At 56.3% G+C, this 12,635-nt stretch carries 6 protein-coding genes; all 6 read left to right on the top strand.

Features of this window, described 5'->3' with window-relative positions; all coding sequences use genetic code 11:
* Positions 1-253 precede the first annotated feature (253 nt).
* Entirely contained in the window at positions 254-1,024 is a 771-nt protein-coding gene (locus VFU50_18580) for a hypothetical protein (GenBank protein HEU5234870.1), read from the top strand.
* A 424-nt stretch (positions 1,025-1,448) separates the two neighbouring features.
* Positions 1,449-4,547 (top strand): glycosyl hydrolase, encoded by a 3,099-nt coding sequence (locus tag VFU50_18575; GenBank protein ID HEU5234869.1) that lies wholly within the window; start codon positions 1,449-1,451, stop codon positions 4,545-4,547.
* Positions 4,548-5,014: 467 nt separating this feature from the next.
* Entirely contained in the window at positions 5,015-6,610 is a 1,596-nt protein-coding gene (locus tag VFU50_18570) for a carboxypeptidase-like regulatory domain-containing protein (protein HEU5234868.1), read from the top strand.
* Positions 6,607-8,223, top strand: coding sequence for a carboxypeptidase-like regulatory domain-containing protein (locus tag VFU50_18565; protein HEU5234867.1), 1,617 nt, complete (start codon positions 6,607-6,609; stop codon positions 8,221-8,223). The genes VFU50_18570 and VFU50_18565 overlap by 4 nt, the downstream gene beginning before the upstream one ends.
* 124 nt (positions 8,224-8,347) lie before the next feature.
* Positions 8,348-8,764, top strand: a complete 417-nt coding sequence (locus VFU50_18560; protein HEU5234866.1) for a cupin domain-containing protein — start codon at positions 8,348-8,350, stop codon at positions 8,762-8,764.
* Positions 8,765-9,160: 396 nt separating this feature from the next.
* Complete coding sequence (locus VFU50_18555) at positions 9,161-12,550, top strand: TonB-dependent receptor (GenBank protein HEU5234865.1); 3,390 nt, start codon at positions 9,161-9,163, stop codon at positions 12,548-12,550.
* Positions 12,551-12,635 lie beyond the last annotated feature (85 nt).

Below are 12,635 nucleotides of genomic sequence, written 5' to 3'. Positions count from 1 at the left end.
TCTTAGCTGCCAACACTCCTGCGAAACTCGTGCAGACAAAACGACAATTGGCTTGCCTCGTTTTCGGTGAAAACGGCGAGGTTGTAAACCCGCCTTCAATTCCGCCCCGGTAAGCTTCACAGCATGGGACGAGTCCCATCGCATTTGCGACGAGCAACTTGCTCCCTTGATGTACACTTTCCCGTTTTCAATTTTCACAACTGAATCGAGTCGAAGGCGGCACACTCGCCGTACTAATGAAGGAGCAATTCTGATGCGTAAAGGACTGGGTCTGGTGCTGGCGATCGCCTGCGGCACGACCGTTCTGTCGGCCCAAACTGCCGATGAGCTTGTGGCCAAGAACCTTCAGGCCAAGGGCGGTCTGGAGAAGATCAAGGCCATCAAGTCGCTGAAGTTTTCCGGCAAATATCAGCAAGGCAGCTTCACTGCTCAGGTTGCGGAAGAAGCTAAGGCTCCAGACGATCTGCGCGAGATGTTCACCATTCAGGGCATGACGCAAATTCAGGCCTACGACGGCAACGTCGGCTGGCAGATCTCGCCGTTCGAGGGCCGACGCGACCCTGAGATGTTGGGTGAAGACGATCTGCGCGATATCAGCGAAGATGCCGATTTCTACGGACCGTTGGTCGACTACAAGGAAAAAGGAAACACGGTTGAGTATCTCGGTCACGATACCGTGGATGGCGACGACGTCTATCGGCTGAAGGTCACATTAAAAAACGGCGACATCGTTTACATGTATCTCGATCCCGATACCTACATCGAGATTCGCACCGATCGCCAGCAGTTCATCCGCGGCGCCGTCCGCGAGACGCAGACCGATCTTGGGTCGTACAAACAGGTGAACGGAGTCTACTTCCCGTTTTCGATCTCAAGCGGCCCCAAGAACCGTCCGAACCAGAAAGGGACAGTCACCATCGAGAAAATGGAAGCCAACGTCGATATCCCCGATACCCAGTTCAAGATGCCGAGCGCGCCCGCCGCGCCGGCGAAGCCTGCAGGGTCGAAACCGGGACTCAAATAGCTAACGAAAGTCGCTAGATGAACGTTACGGCGAAATGCAACCGCAACATCTCCAGGAACTGTCATCCCTCGCGCAGCCGCCATAAAAGTGAGGATGCTGGAGAGTTGTTTTTGCTGCGCGGGGGACCTGCTGTTGAATTCACTCGCACGAACAGCAGATCCCCCGCGTCGCAAAGGCAGTTGTTCCCGATTCGATACTGCTTCGCAGCGACGCGACGGATGACAGTGCGTATAGAAGGAACGAGTTGGTCATATGCGTGTCGCCTGTTTCGTCAACAAGTCAAAAGAATCGCCCTATCTACCGAGAGGAATGCCAGACAATGATGTTTAGCCGCAGAAAGCATTTTCTTTTGTGTTCTCAATTATTCCTTCTTGCTCTTGTAGTTCCAATCAGTGTTTTCGCGCAGCAGCCGCAGCCCCGTCCCGTGCGCTTCGATGCCGGTACCATTTCGGGACTGCCGGCGCGCAACATCGGCTCCGCGACGATGAGCGGACGCGTCGCTGCAGTCACCGCCTATAGCGATCACGGCCGTCTTACGGTGTTCATAGGCGCCGCGAGTGGCGGCGTGTGGAAGTCGGTGAATGGCGGCAGCAGCTTCCGTTCGGTCTTTGACCAGCCGGATGTGCAATCGATTGGCGCCCTTGCGGTCGATTCCACGAATACAAAAATCGTATGGGCGGGTAGCGGTGAGAGCTGGATGCGAAACAGCGTCTCCATCGGCGACGGGATTTACAAATCGACCGACGGCGGCGAGAACTGGAACAACGTTGGACTCAAGGACACTGAGCACATTGTCAAGATTCTCGTGAATCCCAAAGACGGAAATTCCGTTTTGGTCTGCGCCACTGGATCGGCATTCGCGGACAACGATGCCGGCGGAGTTTACAAAACGACGGATGGCGGGCAGAACTGGCGCAAGGTGCTCGCCGGAGCGAATCGCTCGACCGGTTGCGGACAGATGTCGGCGAGTCCGCAGGATTCGAACACGATCTACGCCACTACGTGGGACTTCCGCCGTCAAGCTTGGACGTTCCGTTCAGGAGGTCCGGGCAGCGGCATCTTCAAATCGACCGATGGGGGCGAGCACTGGAGCGAGATCAATGAGAGCAACGCCAAAGGCCTGCCTGCGAAACCATACGGGCGCATTGCTATTGCGGTAGCTCCGTCGAAACCGCAGACGGTGTACGCGATGATTGAGTGCAAAGCCAGCGCGCTCTATCGCAGCGACGATGGCGGACAAAGCTGGAAGAAGCTCGATGCCAGTCAGTACATGGTGTGGCGTCCGTTCTACTTTGCCAACCTGATCGTCGATCCCAAGAACGAAAACAAAATCTTCAAAGTTGATCTGGTGCTGCTCTTGAGCGTGAACGGCGGCGAGAGCTTCAGCGCAGTTTCCAATCAGGCGCATGGCGACTTTCATGACGTCTGGATCGATCCCAACGACACCAACACGGTCTTTGCTACCGACGACGGGGGTGTATGGCGCAGCTTCGATGGCGGATCGCGATGGGAGCACCAGATGAACCTGCCAATCTCGCAGTTCTATCACGTGAGCGTCGACAACAATATTCCCTATCACGTCTACGGCGGACTGCAGGACAACAGCTCGTGGGTGGGTGATTCATCTTACCCCGGCGGCGTGAGCAATTCGCGTTGGGAAAATATGTACGGCGGCGATGGCTTCTGGATGTGGGAGGATCCGTCGGATCGCGATTACCTCTACGCTGAAGCGCAGGGCGGCGAGATCGGACGCGTGAATCGCTGGACGCACGAGACGCGCGCAATCAAACCGTATCCGCAATATGGTGAGAAGAAGCTGCGCTTCAACTGGAACACTCCCATCCAGGTAAGCCCGAACGACAAGAACACTCTTTATCTCGGAGCGCAGTTCCTCTTTCGCTCGCGCGATCACGGGCAATCATGGGAGCGCATCTCCCCGGACCTAAGCACCAACAACCCGGAGAAGCAGAAGCAGGAGGAATCCGGCGGCATCACCGTCGATAACTCCGCGGCGGAGATGAACACGACGATTTATTCGATTTCTGAATCTCCGAAGAATGGCCAAGTGATCTGGGTGGGAACCGACGACGGAAATATTCAAGTGACTCGCGATGGCGGCAAGAACTGGACGAACGTCATCGGAAATGTTTCCGAAGCGGGACAAGGCTCATGGATAGCGTGGGTTGAGGCCAGTCGCTTTGATGAGGGTACGGCATACGCCGCAGTCGATCGTCATATGTACGGCGATATGACTCCGCACGTTTTTAAAACCTCTGACTTCGGCAAAACGTGGAAGTCGATCGTCGCGAACGACAGCGGAGTGCGCGGCTGGGCACACGTCATAAAGGAGGACTTGGTCAGTCCCAACCTGCTTTTTCTTGGAACTGAATTTGGGCTCTTCGTCAGCAACGATGGCGGCGAGCGTTGGGCGCAGTACAAAGGCAGCAGCTTCCCGGCAGTTCCGGTTGATGATCTTGTAATTCAGCCGCGCACCAACGATCTTGTGCTGGCCACACACGGGCGTGGTATCTGGATCATCGACGACATCTCTCCGTTGCGCGCGCTGACGCCGCAGATCATGCAGGAAGACGCGGGATTCCTGCCGACCCCGCCGGCAGTGCAGTGGATGGAGACCCAAGGCGGGTGGCCCGAAGGCGCGAACTCGTTCAACGGGCAGAATCGTCCGGAAGAGGCGACGATTCCGTACTATCAGCGCACGCGCCACATCTTCGGCGACCTGAAGATCGAGATCTTCGACGATCAGGGCAAATTCGTGGATTCGGTCAACACCAGCAAGCATCGCGGCGTGAATCGCGTGACCTGGTCGATGCACCTGAAGCCGCCGAAAGTTCCACCAGCAGCTAGTGCGGCATTTGGAGCCGCGTTTGGCCCGCGCGTTCTTCCCGGCACGTATACGGTGAAGATGACGAAGGGTGACAAAACCTACACCGAAAAGATCAACGTGGTGCTGGATCCCCGGGCGAAGTACACGGTTGAAGATCGTAAGGCGCAGTTCGATCTCGCGACCAAACTGTCCGCCCTTCTCAACCATATGAGCTGGGCAGTAGACGCGATTGTCAATGTTCGTGATACAGCAAATCGCGATGCAAGTCAGCTCAAGAACAACGATCCGCTCAAGCAGCGGCTTACGAAGCTAGCCGCTGATGTGGACGTGATTCGTGGCAAGATTGTGGCCACGAAAGAAGGCGGCGCGATCACCGGCGAAGAACGCTTGCGCGAATTCCTCGCCGGCCTCTACAGCGACGTGAACGGCTACGAGGGCAAGCCCACGGATTCGCAGGTCGCCCGCACCGATGTGCTCGGCCGTGAACTCGAAGACGTGATCAACGAATTCCAGAAACTGGTCACGCCTGAGCTTTCGATGAACAAGAAGCTGATAACAAAGAAACTGCTGCCCATCGAGGTGATCTCGGAGCAGGATTGGCAAAAAGAGCAGAACGCAGCCGAAGGCGGAGCGCCTTCGTCAGGCCCGGGTTCGATGCGGATGCGCGAGATGGATTAAAGATGTTTCAGGTTCGAGTCGTGGTTTGGGCGGAAGCCCCCGAGTTGAGTCGGGGGCGCACGGCGCAGCCGTGCGTCTATCGGAGGCCAGTGAAAACCGCGCTTTAGCGCTGGCCGACGCGCGACGCGCGCATTTGATCTCGCCAATGAAACACGACAATCTGGGAGTGAGCTTCGTTTTCGTCCTGCAAGTGCCGCGATGAAGGAGTCTGACCACAAGCGCGCTTCGCGCATGGACCAGCGCTAAGCGCAGCTCTTAATTGCACGACGAAGACGCACGGCTTAGCGCCGTGCGCCCCCGACTCAAGTCGGGGGCTCCCACCCCGTAGTCGGAGGGTTCCACCCGCACGGCGTTCCGCTTGCCTTGAGCAGGAACTCTCAGCTAGCTTTATTCGCATGCGGTGTTGTGTTGCCCGGGGTCGTTTCTGGGTTGGTTGTGCTGTACTGATTGCGGCGCTCGCAGCTCTTTTGTCTCGTGCCGAAGCTCAAGGCTTCGGGGACAATCAGCAAACTCCTCCTGCTTACGTCCTCACCGGCACGGTCGTAAATTCATTCACGGGCGCACCAATTCCCTATGCCCTTGTTCAGGCCGACCAGAGCGCAAAACTCGCAGACCAGAATGGGAATTTCGAGTTCGATCATCTGAGCTCTCCATCGGTTAGCGTCCAGGCGCATAAGCCAGGATTTTTTGGCTCGAATGAGATTGGCGAAGCTCGCACACCGTTCATGGCAACGTTGTCCGATCATCCCACCAGCATCACCATCCAACTCGTGCCCGAAGCAGTAATCAGCGGACACGTGGAGAATCCTGAAGGCGAGCCGGTCAGCGGTGTTCCTGTGCGCCTGCGTTTCAGCCAGATCATGAATGGACGCCGCGTATGGCAGCAGTTCGGACATCGCCAAACCGACGAAGACGGAAACTTCCGCATTGCAGATCTGCGGCCGGGAACTTATTACGTCGAAGCGGGACCGAACAATCGTGCGCGTCCGATTGGCGAAGAGCAGAGCGACACAGGAAAGTTTGAAGTCGTCCCGGCGCAGTACTATCCGGGCGTGCGCGAAATGGGCGCTGCCACTCCGCTGCGACTCGCACCCGGCCAGCACGCGAGTGTAGATTTTGGAGTGAGGCGTGTGCCCGCGTATCGCATTTCGGGAATGATCGCCGGCGGCACCGACAATGGTGGGCTATATTTGTCGGATGTCGATGGCGATCACGTGGATGTAGGTGTTCGCTACGATCACCGGACAGGTCGGTTTCAGGCATTTCCTGTTCCGGCCGGCTCATATCGGCTGCGATTCAACGGACGAAGCCCCGAGGGTGAGCAGCTTTTTGCTGACGTTCCCATTCAAGTAACCGGCAACATTCCCGAACTGCATGTTGGTGTATCGCGCACGCTCTCGATTCCGGTCGAGTACCAAACGGACTTTACCAAGCCGGAATCGTCGCAACGTGTACCTGGTGGGTTGGGATTTGTGGGCGGCGGTTCAGGTCGCCGTTCGTTCGCGGCGTCATTCCTGGGACGCGTTTGGCTCATCTCCCGTAAGCCGCCGTTTCAGCAGTTTTCGGCCAATCGCGAGGGCCAGGACGCGCCGGCAATGATTCGCGGGCTGGAGCCGGGAACTTACGACGTTGAGGCAGAAGGGAACGGCTCCTCTTACGTGGCGTCCATGACGAGCGGTGGACTGGATTTGCTTTCGCAGCCGTTGGTCGTCGCTGAAGGTTCCGATCCACAGCCGATTGAGGTTTTGTTGCGCGACGATGCTGCTTCCGTAGATGGGAATGTGCAGAACTCCACACCTGGCCAGATGGGCGTAGTCCTGATGGTTCCCGAAGGCGCGACCCAATCTGCGCCGCGACAGCTATTCTTCAATCCGTCAGGAAAGTTTCACGTGCAGGGGCTGGCTCCGGGCAGTTATGACGTCTTGGCCTTCGATCGCCTGGATGGAATCGAATATCGCAATCGGGAAGCACTGAGCGCCTATCTCTCGCACGCGGCTCACATTACTTTGAGTCCCGAAGAGCAGGCTCGGGTAACCCTAGATGTGATTCACCCCACGCCATGAAGCTCATCGGTTCCATTCTCGCTTTTCTTTGCTTAGCAACGTGCGCACGAGCGAAGCAGGCGGCGAGTGCGTCCGGGGGGCAATTTGAGGTGAGTGGCACTCTGGTGAATTGGGCTTCGGGAGAAGTTGTCCACAACGCCTTCGTGCAGCTGAGGGCTTCGCGTGAAGCAGACCAGCCGCGGCGATCGGAAGTGGGTACGGACGGCTCCTTCATCTTTCATAACGTTACCCCCGGAAAGTACAACCTCGGCGCACAGGCTCCAGGATTTCTCTTTCAGTCGTTTGATCAGCACGAGGGCTTCAGCACCGCAATTGTGGTTGGTCCAGAAAAGGTTTCTACCGGCATCGTTTTCCGCATGCGTCCGATGAGTGCGATTACCGGACGCGTTCTCGACGAGCATAACGAACCAGTCCGTGACGCTCAGGTGTGGTTGTTCCAAAAACGGAACGATATGGGGCGCTCTACGACTGAGCGTCGAGGGCTCTCCGCTACCGATGATCTCGGCGAGTACCGTTTTGGGCATCTGGGACCGGGGACTTACTACCTGGTCGTTTCGGCGCAGCCGTGGTATCGCCGCTACTTCCAGGGTGGATATCGGCGTAGTGGATTCAATCAGCACGCGACTGAGATTGATCCCGCGCTGGATGTTGCTTATCCACTCGTCTATTACCCAGGAACAATGGACGCGGATGAAGCGGGAGCGATCGTGTTGCGCGCAGGCGATCGCATCAGCGCCGACTTTAGTCTCACGCCAGTGCAATCACTACATCTAACAATTCGGCAGGGCAGCGGAGAAGGGAACCAGCCACCTGCGCAGCCAAGCTTCCGGCAGATTGCCTTTGGGCAGCCGGTTGGATTTCAGCAGGCGAATATTGTTTACGAGCAGGGCGAGATGGAGATCTCCGGGATCGCTCCGGGTAACTACGATTTCAATCTTCATCATTTCGATCCCACTGGCCCTACCAACCAGAGGCAAAGCCTTAATGTTCAGCAGAGTGGCGATATCGATGTGTCTGCTGGCGCAAATCTTGAGGGGGTTCATGGAGTAGTGAAGTTCGACGACACGCCTCCCCAGAATGCGTTTCTCCAATTTCGCGACCTCGGCTCCGGCAATTCGATGGGAGCGCGCGTGAATGAACGCGGAGAGTTCAACGTGCAGCCGGAAGTTTCTGGTCGATACGTAGCTATGCTCGCGAACGCTCCGGGATACGCGATTCGCAGCCTCTCCGCTACCGGCGCGCGCGTGAGCGGACGCACGATTGAAATTACAGGCGCGCAGCCGATTGAGCTTTCGATTGTCGCATCGAAAGGCGTAGGCACGATCAACGGCATTGTCATGAATGGTGACAAGCCACTTCCTGGCGCAATGGTCGTGCTCGTACCGGAGGATATTTCCGATAATGCCAGCCTTTTTCGTCGCGATCAAAGCGACAGCGACGGAACGTTTATGCTGCCTGACGTCGTTCCTGGACGGTACACGATAATTGCCATTCGCAATGGATGGGATTTGGAGTGGGGCTCGCCGGATGTGCTGCGTCCTTATCTCGCGCACGGCACGCCAGTGCAGATCGGCGGCAAGCAGACGCTCGACATCAAAGTCGCCGCTCGGTGAGTGCTACATCGCCTCATTACGCGAACTGTCGGAGTGTCCCGATTACAATGTGCGCACCATTGAGCTCAATCCCGATGGGCAAACTTGATTTCGCGACAGAATCCATACAAGGAGAACGCGAACGATGAATCGCCGTGAGTTGTGCGTGGCAATGCCGTTACTCGCCCTGGCCAGTTCCTGGGCAGCGAACGATCAGACTCTCACTTCCACCACTTTTCCTTTTGACGAGCTTCAGAAGAAACAAGGCGACGGACACACCACGCGTCCTGTCGTGAACGGCAAGCTTTCAACCGGTGAGCACGTCGAGGTACACGAAACGACGCTCGCTCCCGGATCGATGCCCCACGCACCGCACCGTCACAAGCACAGCGAGTTCTGGCTTATCCGTGAAGGCACCGTGGAACTGAATATCAATGGTCAGACGCATCGCCTTGGTCCGGGCGGCGTGGGATTAGCTACGGGAAATGATCTGCACGGGATTAAGAACGTCGGCGATAGTCCCGCAAACTATTTCGTGGTTGCAATAGGCGAAATGGGCTAGACGAGAGAGTGCAGCGAAAACCTGACGCGGATTGCGCGGATGGGACGCGGATAGACGCGGAAAATCAGATTAGGCCTGGTACGAAATATCTTTGCGGGGAACGAAGCCGAGCAAAATTTTCCGCGTTGATCCGCGTCCCATCCGCGCAATCCGCGTCGGGTTTTCGGCTTCTCATGCGATCATCCCATCACCCGATCCACTTCATCGTTTGCTTTTGCTAAATCGATTGTCTTGCCCGTCTTGACAGTGGCTGCAGTTGTCAGTCAACATGCGGTTCGCCTAAACAACTCTGTTTTTCGCTGTACAAAACGGCCAGGAGGAGAGATGTCCGCCAGTAAGAGAGCCCGTACAGTTCTAAATCTAGTTGCGTGCGTGTTAGTGCTTTCCGCAACCACAATGTTCGGTCAAGCCGTGAACGGCACACTGCTTGGCACGTTGACTGATTCATCAGGCGCCGTGGTGCCAGCCGCAAAGGTCACTGTTACCGAGCAGGGCACCGGGATTCCCCACACGACTGAAACCAACGCCAGCGGAAACTACGTTATCCCGAATCTTCCGCCTGGCAACTACGACGTGACCTCCGAAGCCCACGGTTTCAAGAAAGTGACGAGAACTGGTGTGCGCCTCGACGTCAACCAGAGCGTCCGTGTGGACATGACGATGGAGTTAGGTGCTGTCACCGAAACCGTGGAAGTCACGGGAGCGGTGCCTCTGCTCAAGACCGATCGCGCGGACGTGAGCCAAAACATCGAGACCACGCAATTGGAGCAATTGCCGGTGGGTGGCGCTAATAGGAATTTCCAGAATTTTCTTGCGTTGATTCCTGGTACCGACAAACCACACCGAGATCACTCAGAGTTCTTCAACCCGCAGGACACGCTTTCCGTCGAGGTCAACGGACAATCGCGAGAGTTCAACCAGCTTGCAATTGAAGGCGTGAACGACGACGAACGTACCGGCCTCCTTCAGATCTACGTTCCTCCGGCCGAGGCGATTCAGACCGTCGATGTCACGACAAGCAATTACGCGGCGGAGTTCGGGCGCGCAGGCGGGGCAGTCACGAATGTGATTCTGAAGTCGGGCACAAACAATTTTCACGGCTCGTTGTATGAATTCAACCGCATCAGCGCTCTGCAAGCGCGCACCTATTTTCAGCGAGCAGGTTCTGTACCGCGTACGACTTTCAACTACTACGGTGGAACCATTGGCGGCCCGATCATCAAGGACAAAACGTTCTTCTTCTTCGACCTGCTCCGGATCAACGACATCCGCGGTCAGTTCCAGCTCACGCAGTTGCCGAACGATGCGTTCCGCAATGGAGACGTACGAGCGGCGATAACGTCCGGCAAATCGAATATTTATAATCCCTTCACGGGAAATGCGGACGGAACAGGGCGAGCGGCGATTTTCGCCTCATCCACTCCTGGGACAGCAACCATCCAGGGGCGGAACGGGCTCGTAGATGCTTACAATCCGGCGTGCACCGGAGCTCCAACGTGTACCAACATAGTTCCACTCGCAATGATGGATCCGATCTCGCTGAAGATTCTTGCACTCGTTCCGCACACGAATCTTCCGGGACTTACCAGCAACTATCAGGAAAACACTCAATTCAGGAAAGACAGTTGGTCGTTCGATACAAAGATCGATCACAACTTCAGCCAGAAAGATCGACTCGCGTTTCGCTTCAGCCGCGCCGTGCAGAACCCGTTCCAGCAGCCGATGTTTGGACTTGCTGGTGGCCCGATCGGATTCCAGGGTCCGGGTAACCAACACGAACAGAGCGGAGCGATTAACGAAACGCACATCTTCTCTCCGACTCTCGTGATGGAGACCCGCGCGGGAATCAGCCACTATCGGAATATCGCTGTCACTTCAGATCACGGCTCAACGGCAACTACTGCCCTGGGCATTCCGGGCGCGAACTTGGATGCGTTCACCAGCGGTCTGACGCAGGTGGAAATTCAAAACGGGTTCGGCAATCCCTTTGTCGGATACTCGGCTTCCCAGCCATGGGATCGCGGCGAGACCAACATCGACGTCGTCAACAACTGGACGAAGATCAGCGGCAATCACACGTTCAAGTGGGGCGCTGATATTCGCCGCCTTCGTGATGATCTAGTCCAGGCGCAGACCTTCGGACCTCGCGGACACTTCACTTTTGGTACGGGCACCACGTCGCTCAATGGGGATACCAGTTGCTCAGGCAAAGCGTGTAGTTCTACGCAAGCCAACAACTTCGCTGCATTCCTGATCGATGCACCCACGCAGGTAGGCCGCGATATTTCTCTGGTATCCGGCTCGTGGCGTGAGACCGAGGCATTCTTCTTCGGTCAGGACACATGGCATGCCACACCGAAATTAACCATCGATGCCGGCTTGCGATGGGAGCTCTATCTGCCGGCAACTCCGAGCCGTCCCGGTCGGTACTCCAATTATGATCCTTCGATTAATCGGCTCGTGCTTGCAGGTATCGATGGCAATCCTCTGAATCTTGGCCGCGAAACTTACTACAAGTATTTCGCTCCGCGTGTGGGTCTTGCTTATCGCCTTAGCGAGCAAACTGTCATCCGCGGCGGCTTTGGAATCAGCTACGAGCCGTTTACTAATAATCAGTACGCGTTTAACTTCCCAGAAAGACAGAATCAGGGCACCAATCAAGCGAACAGTTTCGCGTTCCCCTTTTTCAGTAATGGCCTGCTGGGAACTTTCCCGAATGGATTTCCAGCGCCGAGTACGGTTGCCATCGCCAGCGATGGAACTGTGACTCCGAGCAACGGCGATCCGTACAACGTCGTCGACAAGCACTTCCAGGAGCCCTACGTCGAGTCCTATAACCTCTCAATTCAGCGGGCCCTGCCTGCAAACTTTGTGATGGACTTGGCGTATGTTGGCAATCATGGAGTGAAAATTCCAGTTGCTTACAACCTGAATGCTGCGCTCACACCGGCAGTCAATTCTAGTGGGCTCACGAACACTTGCACGGTCGAAGCGCTCTGTGTGCAGTACGGCCGTACTGCAACCACGACTTTCCTGTTCAAGCCCACTGTTTCTAACTACAATGCGCTGCAAGCTCGCCTTGACAGGAAGTTCAAGAACGGCTTCCTGCTGACGACTTCATACACTTGGTCAAAAGCGCTCGCTTATCGGTCCGATATGGGCGCCGATGATGGCAGCCCTGACAACTACCTTGATTTCCAGCGCAACTACACCGTCACAAGCCGTAATCGAGCGCATGTTTTTGTCCAAAGCTACGTCTATGAGCTGCCGTTCGGCAAAAACAAGAAATTCCTCAACTCCGGTCCGGCAAGCTGGATTCTCGGTGGTTGGGGGATCAGTGGAGTCCTGACGCGCATGAGCGGCACCCCGCTGCACTTCACTGCGGATGGCAAAGCTCTCAACGCGCCGGGATCGACGCAGTATCCGAACCAGGTCGCTCCCTTCCATGTACTAGGTGGAGTCGACACTAATCTATGGTTCGACACTACTGCTTTCGTTCAACCGCAAGGCAACGGCGTACTCGGCAATATGCGCCGCTATCAGTTCTCCGGCCCTGGCTACTTCAATCTCGACGCATCCTTGTCCCGCAAGTTTCCAGTCAAGGAGAGGATGGGATTCGAGTTTAGGGCTGAGGCATTCAGCATCACCAACACGCCGCATTTCAGTAATCCCAGCGTGAGCATCACGTCATCAACTTACGGCCGTATCACAGGAACTGGTGACCAAAACGGCGCGGTCGGTGATGGAAATCGCGTGCTGGAGTTGAGCGCGAAGTTCACCTTCTAAAACAAGTCGCGACCGAGACGGCGATGAGCTGTCTCGGTCGTTGTCTTTTTCGCGCTGCAAACCGACAAACTTGATTCGAATCGAT

The organism is Terriglobales bacterium, assembly GCA_035764005.1.
Lineage (GTDB): Bacteria > Acidobacteriota > Terriglobia > Terriglobales > Acidobacteriaceae > Gp1-AA112.
The sequence above is the reverse complement of the archived record's forward strand: the minus strand, read 5'-3'. Positions and strand labels throughout refer to the sequence as shown.